Origin of the sequence: Pseudomonas sp. GD04091 (genome assembly GCF_029836165.1) — a bacterium.
Classification (GTDB): Bacteria; Pseudomonadota; Gammaproteobacteria; order Pseudomonadales; family Pseudomonadaceae; genus Aquipseudomonas.
The window spans coordinates 56593-70140 of record NZ_JAOEBG010000024.1; the positions used below are offsets into that span (position 1 = coordinate 56593).

At 64.5% G+C, this 13548-nt stretch carries 15 protein-coding genes; 4 read left to right on the forward strand and 11 right to left on the reverse strand.

Annotation, left to right across the window (positions count from 1 at the left end):
* Positions 1–14: 14 nt before the first annotated feature.
* From N7422_RS22650 to ilvA, 3 genes are all read right to left on the reverse strand, one after another.
* Positions 15–494 carry an RNA pyrophosphohydrolase gene (locus tag N7422_RS22650; RefSeq protein WP_028688498.1) on the reverse strand — a complete coding sequence of 160 codons (480 nt, stop codon included), beginning with the start codon at positions 492–494 and terminating at the stop codon, positions 15–17.
* 266 nt (positions 495–760) lie between these two features.
* Positions 761–1186, reverse strand: coding sequence for a DUF2269 domain-containing protein (locus N7422_RS22655; RefSeq protein WP_279808631.1), 426 nt, complete (start codon positions 1184–1186; stop codon positions 761–763).
* 87 nt (positions 1187–1273) lie between these two features.
* Complete coding sequence (ilvA, locus tag N7422_RS22660) at positions 1274–2788, reverse strand: threonine ammonia-lyase, biosynthetic (protein WP_279808632.1); 1515 nt, start codon at positions 2786–2788, stop codon at positions 1274–1276.
* Between the two features lie 128 nt (positions 2789–2916).
* Here ilvA and rpiA point away from each other — a divergent pair, with 128 nt between their 5' ends.
* The gene (gene rpiA / locus N7422_RS22665) at positions 2917–3591 is read left to right on the forward strand and encodes a ribose-5-phosphate isomerase RpiA (RefSeq protein WP_011536226.1); all 675 of its coding nucleotides are present in this window, start codon (positions 2917–2919) and stop codon (positions 3589–3591) included.
* A 117-nt stretch (positions 3592–3708) separates the two neighbouring features.
* Here rpiA and N7422_RS22670 read toward each other — a convergent pair whose 3' ends face one another.
* From N7422_RS22670 to N7422_RS22685, 4 genes are all read right to left on the reverse strand, one after another.
* Positions 3709–4608, reverse strand: a complete 900-nt coding sequence (locus tag N7422_RS22670; protein WP_279808633.1) for an SdiA-regulated domain-containing protein — start codon at positions 4606–4608, stop codon at positions 3709–3711.
* Positions 4609–4698: 90 nt separating this feature from the next.
* Entirely contained in the window at positions 4699–5625 is a 927-nt protein-coding gene (locus N7422_RS22675; protein ID WP_279808634.1) for an SdiA-regulated domain-containing protein, read from the reverse strand.
* A 138-nt stretch (positions 5626–5763) separates the two neighbouring features.
* Complete coding sequence (locus N7422_RS22680; protein ID WP_279808635.1) at positions 5764–6429, reverse strand: fumarylacetoacetate hydrolase family protein; 666 nt, start codon at positions 6427–6429, stop codon at positions 5764–5766.
* Between the two features lie 25 nt (positions 6430–6454).
* A complete protein-coding gene (locus tag N7422_RS22685) occupies positions 6455–7852 on the reverse strand; it encodes an FAD-binding oxidoreductase (protein WP_279808636.1) in 1398 nt (465 codons plus the stop codon).
* A 170-nt stretch (positions 7853–8022) separates the two neighbouring features.
* Between N7422_RS22685 and serA the strand changes: the two genes are divergently transcribed.
* Positions 8023–9252, forward strand: a complete 1230-nt coding sequence (serA, locus tag N7422_RS22690) for a phosphoglycerate dehydrogenase (RefSeq protein WP_279808638.1) — start codon at positions 8023–8025, stop codon at positions 9250–9252.
* 83 nt (positions 9253–9335) lie between these two features.
* Here the strand turns inward: serA and N7422_RS22695 are convergent, their stop codons facing one another.
* Positions 9336–9812 carry a DUF4399 domain-containing protein gene (locus N7422_RS22695; protein WP_279808639.1) on the reverse strand — a complete coding sequence of 159 codons (477 nt, stop codon included), beginning with the start codon at positions 9810–9812 and terminating at the stop codon, positions 9336–9338.
* Positions 9813–10039: 227 nt separating this feature from the next.
* Here N7422_RS22695 and N7422_RS22700 point away from each other — a divergent pair, with 227 nt between their 5' ends.
* The gene (locus tag N7422_RS22700) at positions 10040–10528 is read left to right on the forward strand and encodes a transporter substrate-binding domain-containing protein (RefSeq protein WP_279808640.1); all 489 of its coding nucleotides are present in this window, start codon (positions 10040–10042) and stop codon (positions 10526–10528) included.
* A 26-nt stretch (positions 10529–10554) separates the two neighbouring features.
* On the opposite strand, the gene N7422_RS22705 is transcribed toward N7422_RS22700, so the two are convergent.
* The gene (locus N7422_RS22705) at positions 10555–11058 is read right to left on the reverse strand and encodes a DUF523 domain-containing protein (RefSeq protein ID WP_279808641.1); all 504 of its coding nucleotides are present in this window, start codon (positions 11056–11058) and stop codon (positions 10555–10557) included.
* A complete protein-coding gene (locus N7422_RS22710) occupies positions 11039–11662 on the reverse strand; it encodes a 2OG-Fe(II) oxygenase (protein WP_279808642.1) in 624 nt (207 codons plus the stop codon). The genes N7422_RS22705 and N7422_RS22710 overlap by 20 nt, the downstream gene beginning before the upstream one ends.
* 121 nt (positions 11663–11783) lie before the next feature.
* On the opposite strand from N7422_RS22710, the gene N7422_RS22715 reads away from it, so the two are divergent.
* On the forward strand, positions 11784–12536 hold the full coding sequence (locus N7422_RS22715; protein ID WP_279808643.1) for a hypothetical protein: 753 nt from the start codon (positions 11784–11786) through the stop codon (positions 12534–12536).
* Here N7422_RS22715 and N7422_RS22720 read toward each other — a convergent pair whose 3' ends face one another.
* Positions 12537–13463: an alpha/beta hydrolase gene (locus N7422_RS22720; protein WP_279808644.1), complete on the reverse strand. Its 927-nt coding sequence runs from the start codon at positions 13461–13463 to the stop codon at positions 12537–12539. It abuts the gene before it with no gap.
* Positions 13464–13548: the final 85 nt, after the last annotated feature.

Here is a 13548-nt window from a genome sequence, read left to right on the forward strand (position 1 = left end):
GGTGGACTCCGTCGTCAGTCGCGCGTCAGCAGGCGCGGGGCTAGCTCTTTCAGCGCGCGGCGGTACACCTCGCGCTTGAATGTCACCACCTGGCCCAGCGGATACCAGTAGCTGACCCAGCGCCAGCCATCGAATTCCGGTTTGCCAGTCAAGTCCATGCGCACCCGTTGCTCGTTGCTCACCAGGCGTAGCAGGAACCACTTCTGTTTCTGGCCGATGCACAGCGGTTGGCTGTGGGTGCGTACCAGACGCTGCGGTAAACGATAACGCAACCAGCCGCGGGTGCAGGCAAGAATTTCCACATCCTGGCGTTCCAGGCCCACTTCTTCGTTCAGCTCGCGGTACAGGGCATCTTCCGGCGTTTCGTCAGGGTTGATGCCACCCTGGGGAAACTGCCAGGCATCCTGGTTGATCCGCCGAGCCCATAGCACCTGCCCGGCATCATTCGTCAGAATGATCCCGACATTGGGGCGAAAACCATCCGGGTCGATCACGGCAGCAACCTCGCAAACGCATGTCCCGGCATTGTTCCACAAAGCCTGCGAGCGCAGCAACGCGCCCGCCAAGCTTATCTGCGGCGAGGCGGGGACTCGGTATTGCGCGGGGCTCTCCCGTGGCGCGTTCGAGGTCCGGGATGGCCGCTACAGCGGACCTGGTCCCGGTATACCCGGTTTGCGTGAAGGCGAGGTGACGCGATTGCCAGGGGCACGTCGTTTCGCTGCGCTGGAGAGGGGCGGGGCTGCGGGGCAGCCCGCGCAAGCTAGATTGGCTTGGCGCCCATCAAGCCGGCGATGGAGAGGAAGCACACGCCGCTGAACACCGCCAGCGCCAGGGTGAACCTCAAGCCCACCGCCTCGGCCTTGCGCAGCCGGTTCAGGCGTGCCACCAGCCACCACACGGCCAGTGCGCCAAACGTATAGATGATGCTGGAGGCCAGCACCCAGGTCTGTCCCAGCGGCCAGCCGATCAGGTGCACCAGCCACCAGCCGGTGAACGGCATGCTCACCAGGCACAGCCCCATCAGCAGCCAGACGAACACCAGCGGCCGGCGCAGCAGCTTGCCGTAGGCCTCGCTATCGCCCTTGCGCCGGGCGCGCCAGGTCCAGATCGCCAGGCCCAGGGCGCCCAGCAGCAACAGGGCGGTGGCGAGGATGTGCAGGGTCTTGAGGGTGGTCAGGTGTTCCATTTTGCGATCGTCCTTCTTGCTGATGCCTTCATCGCGGGGCAAGTCGCATCGGCGCGCCGCCGCTCCCACGAGGTCGGTGTGCCGTGTTCAGCCCAAGAATAGCCGGTAAGCCGGGTTCTCGGTCTCGTCCCAGTATGGATAGCCGATCTTGGCCAGCGCCGCCGGCACCAGGTGGCGCTCGTCCTCCGGCACCTGCAGGCCGGCGACCACGCGGCCATCGGCGGCACCGTGGTTGCGGTAGTGGAACATCGAGATGTTCCAGCGCCCGCCCAGCTTGTTGAGGAAGTTGAACAGCGCCCCCGGCCGCTCCGGGAACTCGAAGCGCAGCACCATCTCGTCGCAGGCCCCGGCCGAATGGCCGCCGACCATGTGGCGGATGTGCAGCTTGGCCAGTTCGTTGTCGGTCAGGTCGGTGACCGGGAAGCCCTGCTCGGTCAGTTGCCGCACCAGTGCCGCGCGCGGATCGGTCTCCGGGTGGGTCTGCACGCCGACGAAGATGTGCGCCTCGTCGCAGGTGTGCTTGCGGTAGTTGAACTCGGTGATCTGGCGCTTGCCGATGGCCTCGCAGAAGGCCTTGAAGCTGCCCGGACGCTCGGGGATGGTCACGGCGATGATCGCCTCGCGCTTCTCGCCCAGTTCGGCGCGCTCTGCCACGTGGCGCAGGCGGTCGAAGTTGACGTTGGCCCCGGAGTCGATGGCCACCAGCGTCTGCCCGGCGACACCCTTGAGCTCGACGTACTTCTTGATGCCCGCCACGCCCAATGCACCGGCAGGCTCGGTGATCGAGCGGGTATCGTCGTAGATATCCTTGATTGCCGCGCAGATCTCATCAGTGCTGACAGTGATCACCTCATCCACATGGTGACGGCAGATGTCGAAGGTATGCTGGCCGATCTGTGCCACCGCCACGCCGTCGGCGAACAGCCCGACCTGTGGCAGCACCACGCGCTCACCCGCGGCCATGGCGGCCTGCAGGCAGTTGGAGTCGTCCGGCTCGACGCCGATCACCTTGATGTCCGGGCGCAGGTATTTCACGTAGGCGGCGATGCCGGCGATCAGCCCGCCGCCGCCGACCGGCACGAAGATCGCGTCCAGCTGGCCCGGGTGCTGACGCAGGATTTCCATGGCCACCGTGCCCTGGCCGGCGATGGTGTGCGGGTCGTCATAGGGATGGATGTAGACGAAGCCCTTCTCCTCCACCAGTTTCAGCGAGTAGGCCAGGGCTTCGGGGAACGAGTCGCCGTGCAGCACCACCTTGCCGCCACGGGAGCGCACGCCCTCGATCTTGATCTCCGGGGTGGTCTTGGGCATGACGATGGTGGCCTTGATGCCCAGCTCCCGGGCCGCCAGCGCCAGGCCCTGGGCGTGGTTGCCGGCCGAGGCGGTGACCACGCCACGGGCCAGTTCCTCGCGGCTCAACTGCGCCAGCTTGTTGTAGGCCCCGCGGATCTTGAACGAGAACACTGGCTGCAGGTCCTCGCGCTTGAGCAGGATCGTGTTGCCCAGACGCTTGCTCAGCTGCCCGGCGCTGTGCAGCGGGGTTTCGACGGCAACGTCGTAGACGCGCGAGGTGAGGATCTTCTTGACGTACTGTTCGAGCATCGGAAAGCATCACTGGGCCGCGGGACAAGGGCTGGGAGTCTACCGCAGCGCTACGTCGGGCGACCACAGCAACGCCGCGGGAGCCGTTATACTAGGCCCTTTCCCGCCCTGCCCCTCCCGGAGCCCGCATGACCCAGGACCAACTCAAACAGGCCGTCGCCCAGGCCGCCGTCGACCTCATCCTGCCGAAACTGGACGAGAAAAGCGTCGTCGGTGTCGGCACCGGCTCGACCGCCAACTTCTTCATCGACGCCCTGGCTCAGCACAAGACCGCCTTCGACGGCGCCGTCGCCAGCTCCGAGGCCACCGCCCAGCGCCTGAAGGGCCACGGCATCCCGGTCTACGAGCTGAACAGCGTCAGCGAGCTGGAGTTCTACGTGGACGGCGCCGACGAGAGCGACGCCCACCTCAACCTGATCAAGGGCGGCGGCGCGGCTTTGACGCGCGAGAAGATCGTCGCGGCCGTGGCCAAGACCTTCATCTGCATCGCCGACGCCAGCAAGCTGGTGCCGGTGCTGGGCGCATTCCCATTGCCGGTCGAGGTGATCCCGATGGCCCGCAGCCACGTGGCGCGTCAGCTGGTGAAGCTGGGCGGCGATCCGGTCTACCGCGAGGGCGTGGTGACCGACAACGGCAATGTCATCCTGGACGTGCATAACCTGCAGATCACCAACCCGGTGGAGCTGGAAAGCCAGATCAACGCCATCGTCGGCGTGGTCACCAATGGCCTGTTCGCGGCGCGCCCGGCGGACGTACTGCTGCTGGGGACCGCCGAAGGCGTGAAGACCCTGAAGGCCGAGTAACCGCCAGCGAGGGCTGCGCCCTCGAATCGCTGGCAAGCCAGCCCCACAGGATCCGCATTCCCCTGTGGGAGCTGGCTTGCCGGCGAACACCGGCAAAGCCGGTGCCATCCTCCCCGATCAAGGCTGCCTGAACACGTAGAACAGGTTCGGCTCGCTGACCAGATAGATGGTCCCGGCATCGTCCATCGCGATCCCCTCCGCCTGTGGCACCGTCTGCTTCAAGCCCTGGAATCCCTTGCGCAACGACAGGGTGCTCAGCGGCCGTCCTTTCACATCCAGCTCCAGCACCAGCCGTGACTCATCCGACAACGCCAGCAGATGCCCGCTGCGCTCGTCGAACTGCAGGCTGGAGAGATCCCGCACGAACAAGCGGCGGTCGCGCTTGCGGTCCTGCACCACATGCACGGCATAGGGCTTGTCGGGATTGTCGTGGGGGAAACCGTGCACCTCGTAGATCATCATCGGATCCCGCTCTTTGGCCACGAACAGGCGCTTGCCCGCCGAATCGTAGGCCAGGCCCTCGAATCCCTTGTTGCCATTGAGGCCGATCCCCAGTGACAGCTGCTCGGCATCGTTGGCATCGAGGAACAGCGTGTCATCGTCCAGGCGCACACGGATCAGCCGTTGCTGGCGTTCGTCGGTGATCACGTAGCTGTTCGGCCCGACATACTCCACCGCTTCGGGGTCGCCGAAGCCGGTCAGCGGCACACGGCGCAGGATGCGCCCGTCCAGCGACAGCTCGATCAGCTCCGACCTGGCGTTGGTGACGGTGAACAGGGTCTTGCGGTCGGGGTCGTAGGTCAGCGCCGAGAGGTCATCGTCCAGCCCATCGATGGGCTGGGCTTCGATCGCCACCTGATAACGGTCGAGACCGATGCTCTGCTCGGCCGGCTGCCACCAGGTCTTGAGGTTGAACCAGCCCCGCTCGAACAGTCGGAATTCATGCCCCGCCACGCCCAGAACGAGCAGGGGAACGAGGACGATGGCGGCAAGCAACAGTCGGAAGTGGCGGCGCATGGAGACAGACTCGGCTTAAGGGGCACGCATCTAACCACTATCAACTGAAGCAAAGCTTAATGCCATCGTCAGAAATGGTTGAAGACAGCGTCAGTTCTTCCTGAAGCGATAGAACAGGTTGGGTTCGCTGACGATGTACAGGTTGCCCTGATCGTCCATGGCCACGCCTTCCGCCCGCGGGATGGTGTCGGCCAGGCCGTTGAAGCCCCCCAGCAGGGTCATGAAGCTGACCTGCTCACCCTTCTCGTCCAGTTCCAGCAGCATGTTGGAGTTCGCCGACAAGGCCAGCAGATGGCCGGTGCGCGGATCGACACCCAGCGCAGAGAGGTTGCGCAGGTCCAGGTCGTCGTTGGGCAGCGCCTCTTTGTCGCCCGCGAGCGCGCTGCGCCCGTCGGTGCGCCAGGTGTACAGCTTCGGCGGCCGCTCTTCGCCGATGATCAGGCGCTGGCGTGCCGGGTCCCAGGCGATGGCCTCGAAGCCCTTGTTGCCTTTGTCGGCTTCGCCCAAGCCATGGCTCTGGTAGTCGGCGCGATCGAGCGAGGTGGTATTGGCGTCCACCTTGACCACCGTCAGGTCGTGGTGGCGCTCGTCGACGATGGCGACCTGGCCGTCCTCGAGGACCGCCACGCCTTCCGGGTTGGCCCAACCCACCAGGGGGATCTTGCGCAGCACCTCGCCGTCCAGGCTGAGTTCGGCCAGGAACGGATGCTTGCCCATCACCGCGAACAGGGTGCGGGTACGCGGGTTGAAGGCCAGGTCCGAGGCTTCGTCGCGCTCCATGCCCGGCAGCGGCTTGGCGTCGATATCCACCACGTAGTCCGGCAGCCAGATGCTTTCCTTGCGTTCGGCCTGGCTTTCGAAGCCTTCCTTTATCCACAGCAGGCCGCGGTCGTCCCAGTGCATGGCGACCATCAGGCCATAGCCGATCACGGCCACGGCAACCAGCCATAGCGGCCAGCGGACGGACACGCGCCGCTTGGGTGCAGGCGGAAGGGATGCACTGGAAGGGTTGGCCATCAAGGGAGTTTCCTGAAAATACGCAGAGGAGTCGTCGCCCGAAATGGCGAATGGGTGTGGATGGACGAATTATCCGGATCGTTTGTGAAAAATCGGTAAAGGCGTGCGACGACGGCCTTGCGCCGACGCCGCCGGGGGTCAAAGCACGCGGCCTTCGAACCGGCTCACGCCCGGAAGTTCCAGCACCAGCTCATCGCCGACATTGAACGGCCCTACTCCCGCCGGGGTGCCGGTGAGGATGACATCGCCGGCCTGCAGGGAGAACTGCGCCGCCATGTGCTGGATCATCGGCACGATCGGGTTGAGCATCAGCGCGCTGTTGCCGTCCTGGCGCACTTCACCGTTGATGGTCAGGCGGATGCCGATGTCGGCGAGGTCCTCGAAGGTGCCGGCCGATACGAACGGTGGCAGCACGCAGGCGCCATCGAAGCATTTGGACAGTTCCCAGGGCAGTCCCTTCTCCTTCAGCTTCGCCTGCACGTCGCGCAGGGTCAGGTCCAGGGCTGGCGCATAGCCGGAAATGGCGTCGAGCACCTCTTCCTCGGTGGGATTGGTCGACAGCGGCTTGCCCAGCAGCACCGCGATCTCGGCCTCGTAGTGCACCGAACCACGCTCGGTCGGGATCTTGAAGCCACCTTCCAGAGGCACCACGCAGCTACCGGGCTTGATGAACAGCAGCGGCTCGCTGGGGATGGGGTTGTCCAGTTCCTTGGCATGCTCGGCGTAGTTGCGGCCGATGCACACCACCTTGCCCAGTGGGAAGTGGATACGCGTGCCGTCTACGTACTGGTGCTGGTAACTCATGGCCGACTCCTGTGGATACTGCTTTTTATTCGGGAGCGAAGATCTTACCCGGATTCATGATGCCGTTAGGGTCGAACACCGCCTTGATCGCCTTCATGCAGGCGATTTCATCCGGCGAGCGGCTGTAGCCCAGGTAGTCGCGCTTGGTCATGCCCACGCCGTGCTCGGCGGAGATCGAGCCGTGGTAGCGCTCGACGATCTCGAACACCCACTTGTTGACCTTGGCGCAGGAGGCGAAGAAGTCGTCCTTGCTCATGTGGTCGGGCTTGAGGATGTTCAGGTGCAGGTTGCCGTCGCCGATATGGCCGTACCAGACCACTTCGTAGTCCGGGTAGTGCTCGCCGACGATGGCGTCGATATCGCGCAGGAACGCCGGCACCTTGGACACGGTGACCGAGATGTCGTTCTTGTACGGCGTCCAGTGGGAGATGGTCTCGGACAGGTACTCGCGCAGCTTCCACAGGTTCTTCAGCTGTGTCTCGCTCTGGCTCATCACCCCATCCAGCACCCAGCCCTGCTCGACGCAGTGTTCGAAGGTGGCCAGTGCCTCGTTGGCCACGTCCTCGGTGCTGGCTTCGAATTCCAGCAGGGCGTAGAACGGGCACGCGGTCGCGAACGGCGGCGGCACGTCGCCACGGCCCATGATCTTGGCCAGGCCCTTGTCGGAGAAGAACTCGAAGGCGGTCAGGTCGAGCTTGCCCTGGAAAGCGTGCAGCACCGGCATGATCGCATCGAAGTCCGGCGTGCCCAGCACCATCGCCGTAAGGTTGCGCGGCGCCCGGTCCAGGCGCATGGTCGCCTCGACCACGAAGCCCAGCGTGCCTTCGGCGCCGATGAACAACTGACGCAGGTCGTAGCCGGTGGCGTTCTTGATCAGGTCCTTGTTCAGTTCGAGCAGCTCGCCCTTGCCAGTGACCACCTTCAGCCCGGCGACCCAGTTGCGGGTCATGCCGTAGCGGATCACCTTGATCCCGCCAGCATTGGTGCCGATATTGCCGCCGATCTGGCTGGAACCGCTCGAGGCGAAGTCCACCGGGTAATACAGCCCCTGATCCTCGGCGAACTGCTGCAGCTGGTGGGTGATCACCCCCGGCTGACAGACCACGGTGCGGTCGAACGCGTTGAACTCGAGAATCTGGTTCATGTAGTCGAAGGCCACCACCACCTCGCCGTTGGCGGCCACCGCGGCGCCCGAAAGCCCGGTGCGCCCGCCGGAGGGTACCAAGGGGACCTGGTGGCGGTTGGCCCAACCAACGATGGCCTGGACCTGCTCGATGGATTTGGGGAAGACGATGGCGCTGGGCGCGGGCGGGTAGTGTTTGGTCCAGTCCTTGCCATAGGCGTCGAGCGAGGCGGGGTCGGTGAGGACCTTGCCAGGGTCGACCAGGGTCATCAGCTCATCAATTACCGCAGACTGGGTCATCGCTGGAACTCTCGACTTATTCATAGTCACCCTGAGCACGCTTCACCTGTCGGGATAAGCTCAGATCAGGTCGCGTATGCTAGCATAGCCCTCCCGCTGTTCGTGCTAAGGCCGACGCCGCGCCGCTTCACCCCCCTCGCCATTTTTCTCCGGGATACAGGTTTACGCAGATGAGCAAGACTTCTCTCGACAAGAGCAAGATCAGGTTCCTTCTTCTTGAAGGTGTGCACCAGAACGCGGTCGATACCCTCAAGGCTGCCGGCTACACCAACATCGAGTACCTCACTGGTTCGTTGCCCGAAGCCGAGCTGAAGGAAAAGATCGCCGATGCCCACTTCATCGGGATCCGCTCGCGCACTCAACTGACCGAAGAGATCTTCGACTGTGCGAAGAAACTGGTTGCGGTCGGCTGCTTCTGCATCGGCACCAACCAGGTCGACCTGGAAGCGGCTCGCGAGCGCGGTATCGCCGTGTTCAACGCCCCCTACTCCAACACCCGTTCGGTGGCCGAGCTGGTGCTGGCCGAGGCCATCCTGCTGCTGCGCGGCATCCCTGAGAAAAACGCTTCCTGCCACCGTGGCGGCTGGATCAAGAGCGCGGCCAACTCCTTCGAGATCCGTGGCAAGAAGCTGGGGATCGTCGGCTACGGCTCGATCGGTACCCAGCTGTCGGTCCTGGCCGAGAGCCTGGGCATGCAGGTCTACTTCTTCGACCCGCTGACCAAGCTGCCGCTGGGCAACGCCACCCAGGTCACCAGCCTGCACGAGCTGCTGGGCCTGGCCGACATCGTCTCGCTGCACGTGCCTGAGCTGCCGTCCACCCAGTGGATGATCGGTGAGAAGGAAATCCGCGCGATGAAGAAGGGCGCGATCCTGATCAACGCCGCCCGGGGTACCGTGGTCGAGCTGGACCACCTGGCCGCCGCGATCAAGGACAAGCACCTGATCGGCGCCGCCATCGACGTGTTCCCGGTCGAGCCGCGCTCCAACGACGAAGAGTTCGAAAGCCCGCTGCGTGGCCTGGACAACGTGATCCTGACCCCGCACATCGGTGGTTCCACCGCCGAGGCCCAGGCCAACATCGGCCTGGAAGTGGCCGAGAAACTGGTGAAGTACAGCGACAACGGTACTTCCGTGTCGTCGGTCAACTTCCCGGAAGTGGCCCTGCCAGCGCACCCAGGCAAGCACCGCCTGCTGCACATCCACGAAAACATTCCGGGCGTGCTCAGCGAGATCAACAAAGTGTTCGCCGAGAACGGTATCAACATCTCCGGTCAGTTCCTGCAGACCAACGAGAAAGTGGGTTACGTGGTAATCGACGTCGATGCCGAATACTCCGACCTGGCTCAGGAGAAACTGCAGCACGTGAAGGGCACCATCCGCTCCCGCGTACTGTTCTAAGTTTCACCGCGGCATGAAAAAGGGAGGCCCTGGTGGCCTCCCTTTTTCGTGGGGACTGCAAAACGCATCCTGTGGGAGCGGCATCACTTGACGTTGACGGTGATCTTCTTCGACTCGACGCTCGGCTTGAACGGCACGTGGTACATGTCGCCCAGCACCAGCTGCAGGGTGTGCTTGCCTGGGGTCAGGGTAATGGTCGCTTCGGTCTGCGCCTTGCCGAAGTGCAGCACTTGCGGGCCCGCCGGCAGCGGTGCGTTGTTCTCCGGCATCAGGCTGGTCGGCAGCGGCATGTCGGCGACCGGTTCCTTGTCGACATCCACCAGCAGATGGTGATGGCCAGTGTGCGGGGTCTGATCACCCGCAGGCTTGAGGCCCATGCCCTCGATACCGAACTTGACGGTGAAGGTCTTGTCGACCGTGGCCCCGTCGGCGGGGGAAACGATGAAGACCTTGGCGCCTTCCGGTGGCTGCTGGCTCTTCAGGGCATCCGCGGCGCTGGCGAATACCGACGCCCCCATCAGCAGACCGGCGACGGCAGCACGCGAAAATAGGCTTTTCATTCACTTCTCCTGTGATTCACTTCAATTGACCGCTTTCGCTGAAACGCGGTGCAGCGGTACTTCACCATAGTCCAACCAGACCGGCAGAGGTTCAAAAACCAGGACAGAAATATTTCAGGGCCGACTTAAACATTGGTTCGGCCTTGAGGTCATAGGCTGCGTTCGACCGGGGCAGAGAAAAAGCCACGGCGAATGAAATTCATCTGCCGGACAAGAAAGGGGCACTCATGCGTTTGACCATTGGCATTCTGCTGGCGGCATTGTTCAGCCCTCTGGCGCAGGCCGAACTGATCGACGAAATCAACGACCGTGGCGAACTGCGCATTGCGGTGCTCGGCGATGCGCCACCCTATGCGTTCAAAGAGAACGAACACCTGACCGGCTTCGAGATCGAGTTGGGTCAGGCCCTGGCCAAGGAGCTGGACGTACGCGCCGAGTTCGTCGAAACCTCCGCCGAGGAAGTGCTGCCAGGGGTGGAAAGTGGCAAATACGACATTGCCTTCAAAGAGGTCGAACCTGACCAGAAGCTCGGGCCGGCACTGGACAGCAGTGAGCCGTTCGCTCAGAAAAAACGGGTGATTCCCTTCCAGAAGGGCAACCCAGCCTTCGAGTCAGCTGTGAACAATGCCTTGCAGCGGATCGAGGACGATGGCCGGTTGGCTGACCTGGAAAGCAAATGGCTCAAGGGCGCTACGCAAGCGACTGAGGGACAGTAACATCGCATCGCCGGCTTGCCCCGCGATCAGACCGCAGCCAGCGCTCGCTGCGCCTCTTCGAGCTCCAGCTCGCTGAACACCTGCACCCCTTCTCGGCGCAGCAAGGCTGTGGTCACCCCTTCCCCTGCCACCTTCACGCCGGTGAAGCTGCCATCGTAGGTCAGGCGATTGCCACACGACGGGCTGCCGGACTTGAGCACCGCCACACGGATGCCGTGCCGGCGTACCAGCGCCAGCGCCAGCTGCGCTCCGGCCACAAACGCGCCGCTGACATCCTCTCCCGACAGCGTCACGACCTGTGCCTGCCCATCCAGCACCGCGCCGCCCTGCCCGCCCGGAATTTCCGCCGGCGGACGCGGGGTCGGCAGGCCACCGGCGACTTCCGGGCACAGTGGCACTACCCGTCCTTCGGCCTGCCAGCGCTGCAACAGGCCGGGATGACCACTGGCGCGCCCGTCATAGCGCACCGGCTGGCCCAGCAGGCAGGCGCTGACCAGGACCTTCGGCAGGTCAGAACGGGTCGTTGCCACGGCGGCGGAACCAACCCGTCAGCGAAAGGCGCTCGCGCCCGGCGGGAAGGACTTCGTGAGGCACATCGCCCGAGAGGAACACCACCAGGCTGCCAGCCACGGGCTGCACATCATGCTCGACACCGCCCTTGAGGAACATGCGCAACTGTCCGCCGTCCTCCGGCTGCCAGGCGTCATTCAGGTAGAACACCGCCGACACCATGCGCCGATCATCGTCTCGAAAGCGGTCCAGGTGGCGCTTGTAGAAGGCGCCGGGCGGGTACAGGGCGAAATGGCATTCGAAATCCTCGAGCCCCAGGAACAACCCCTGGTTGATGGCCTGGCGCAGGCCGTCCATGGCGCCGAGGTAGCGGTCGCAGACCTCGGACTCGCCGGGGTCCAGCCACTGGATCTGGTCGCCGCGAATGGCCTCGCGTACTTCCTGCGCGGCGCCACGCCCCACACCGGCTGGGTTGAGATCGCCTTCGGCGTAACGACGCCGGCACTCGAGCGCGAGCTCGCGCACCAGCGCGTCGGGCAGGAAGAGATTCTGCTGTGACCAGCCACGGGTGGCCAGGTCATCGACGATCGCCGTCAGCAGCGGATGTTCGAAAGGAATGTGCATGGCGCATCATAGCCATTCGGCAAGTCGCCGCACAGCGCCACTTGGTCAGGAAGCGCCCCTGGCGACTCGACAAAGCCCCGCCACGCCAAGGACAATGGCGGCCTGCCGACAGGAGTCCTGAATGCGCCGTCTGTTTTCCCTTCTTCTGCTGATGATCTGCACCATGCCTGTCTGGGCGGACACCCTCGATCAGCTGTACAAGGCCGCCGGCTGGCCCGACCAGCGCGCCCATTTCAACGATGCCGTGAGCGCCGCCCAGCAGCGCTACCGCAACAGCCTGCCACCGGCCGTCTACCAGGCGCTGGTGAGCAACAGCAACCAGCGCTTCCAGGCCCAGGCCATGGACCGGCGGGCGCAGGCGCAGCTGCGCGCCAACCTGGCGAACCCCTCGCCGGCCCTGGCCTTCTTCCAGTCGCCGCTGGGGCGCAAGGTGGTCGCCGCCGAGTTGCTGGCCACGCGCAAGGATCAACTGGCCAGGAACGCCAAGGGCCTGCCGAAGATCCAGGCCAGCGACAACCGCCTACTGATCATCGGCCACCTGGCCCAAGCCCTGCCCGCCCGCGAAGCCGGTGCCGAGGTCAGCCTGGCGATAGCCGGGGTGGCGGCCGACAGCCTGAGCTCGATGCTGCCTGGCCTGTTCGGGGGCGGCCAGGCCCAGAACCTGCTCGATGGCCAGCGTCAGCGCCTGATGAACCAGGTGGGCGAAGACCTGAACAACACGCTGCTGTACGTCTATCGCGACCTGTCGGACGCCGAGCTGGAAGCATTCGCCACCTTCGCCGAATCACCGCAAGGCCAGGCCTATTACAAGGCCGCCGTGACCGCGGTGCGCGCCGCCCTGGCCGTCGGCCAGAACGCCGCGGACCTGAACTGATCAGCCCAGGCGCTGACCGAGGAACGCGAAGTAGCGCTGGCGGATGCCGGGCAGTTCGTTGGCCAGGTGGTGTCGCGCCTCGGGCAGCATGAGAATCTGCGGATCGGCGAACTTGGCCTTGAGTACCTTGAGGTTATAGGGCCAGTCCACGGTAGCGTCCGCCTCCCCTTGCACGATCAACGGCCGCCGCGTGCTCTGCGGTGCCGCCTCGATGCGCTTGACCCACTTCATCAGTGCGCCGACCCACGCGGTCGGCAGGCGCCGTGGCTGCAGCGGATCGGCCTCGAGGAACGGCAGGAAGGCTGGATCGTTGGTGTTCTCGCTGAAGCGTCGCTCGATGCCGTTGACGAAGTGGCGCAGCACGCAGTAGCTGAACTTCGACCAGTGCCAGGCGTGCGGGCGCACCAATGGCGCCAGCAGGATCACTTCGCCGTCGGCCGGGCTGCGGTCGCCCCGATGCAGCAGGTGATCGACCACGATCGCGCCCCCGGTGCTCTGTCCGCAGAGGTGCCAGGGGCGTGGCAGGTCGAGCGACCGGGCTTGTTCGAACAGCGCATCGAGTACCTGCTGGTAGGTCGCGAAGTCGTCGATGCTGGCCCGCTCGCCGCTGGACAGGCCATGGCCCGGCAGGTCGCAGGCGATCACGGCGTAGCCCTGGCTCAGCGCCCATTCGATCACATGCCGGTACAGACCCATGTGATCGTAATAGCCGTGCAGCAGGAACAGCGTCGCCACCGGGCGCTCGGGTAGCCAGACCTGCCCGACCAGATCGAAGCCCGAGGCCTGGAAACCACCCAGCCAACTGAGCGCGGGCAGCGTAAGGCCGTAGAAGCGCTGGTAGACCTGGCTCTGGGCGGACGGCGGCTGACGATCGGCGAGGGGCGACAGGCTGCTGCGCAACAGGTCAGGGTGGAAACTGGCGGGCATTGGTACATCCGGACTGGAGCAAGTATTGATCTGCGATATTCAGCTCTGGGCCGTGCCATGGCAAGCTTGGCCACCATTCATCGAG

Excerpts from the sequence above, each read along its gene's own strand:
- N7422_RS22715 (WP_279808643.1), top strand. The coding sequence starts at position 11,784 with ATGCGCCGTCTGTTTTCCCTTCTTCTGCTGATGATCTGCACCATGCCT.
- N7422_RS22710 (WP_279808642.1), bottom strand. The coding sequence starts at position 11,662 with ATGCACATTCCTTTCGAACATCCGCTGCTGACGGCGATCGTCGATGAC.
- N7422_RS22655 (WP_279808631.1), bottom strand. The coding sequence starts at position 1,186 with ATGGAACACCTGACCACCCTCAAGACCCTGCACATCCTCGCCACCGCC.
- N7422_RS22670 (WP_279808633.1), bottom strand. The coding sequence starts at position 4,608 with ATGCGCCGCCACTTCCGACTGTTGCTTGCCGCCATCGTCCTCGTTCCC.
- N7422_RS22680 (WP_279808635.1), bottom strand. The coding sequence starts at position 6,429 with ATGAGTTACCAGCACCAGTACGTAGACGGCACGCGTATCCACTTCCCA.
- N7422_RS22695 (WP_279808639.1), bottom strand. The coding sequence starts at position 9,812 with ATGAAAAGCCTATTTTCGCGTGCTGCCGTCGCCGGTCTGCTGATGGGG.
- N7422_RS22675 (WP_279808634.1), bottom strand. The coding sequence starts at position 5,625 with ATGGCCAACCCTTCCAGTGCATCCCTTCCGCCTGCACCCAAGCGGCGC.
- rpiA (WP_011536226.1), top strand. The coding sequence starts at position 2,917 with ATGACCCAGGACCAACTCAAACAGGCCGTCGCCCAGGCCGCCGTCGAC.
- serA (WP_279808638.1), top strand. The coding sequence starts at position 8,023 with ATGAGCAAGACTTCTCTCGACAAGAGCAAGATCAGGTTCCTTCTTCTT.
- ilvA (WP_279808632.1), bottom strand. The coding sequence starts at position 2,788 with ATGCTCGAACAGTACGTCAAGAAGATCCTCACCTCGCGCGTCTACGAC.
- N7422_RS22720 (WP_279808644.1), bottom strand. The coding sequence starts at position 13,463 with ATGCCCGCCAGTTTCCACCCTGACCTGTTGCGCAGCAGCCTGTCGCCC.
- N7422_RS22700 (WP_279808640.1), top strand. The coding sequence starts at position 10,040 with ATGCGTTTGACCATTGGCATTCTGCTGGCGGCATTGTTCAGCCCTCTG.
- N7422_RS22685 (WP_279808636.1), bottom strand. The coding sequence starts at position 7,852 with ATGACCCAGTCTGCGGTAATTGATGAGCTGATGACCCTGGTCGACCCT.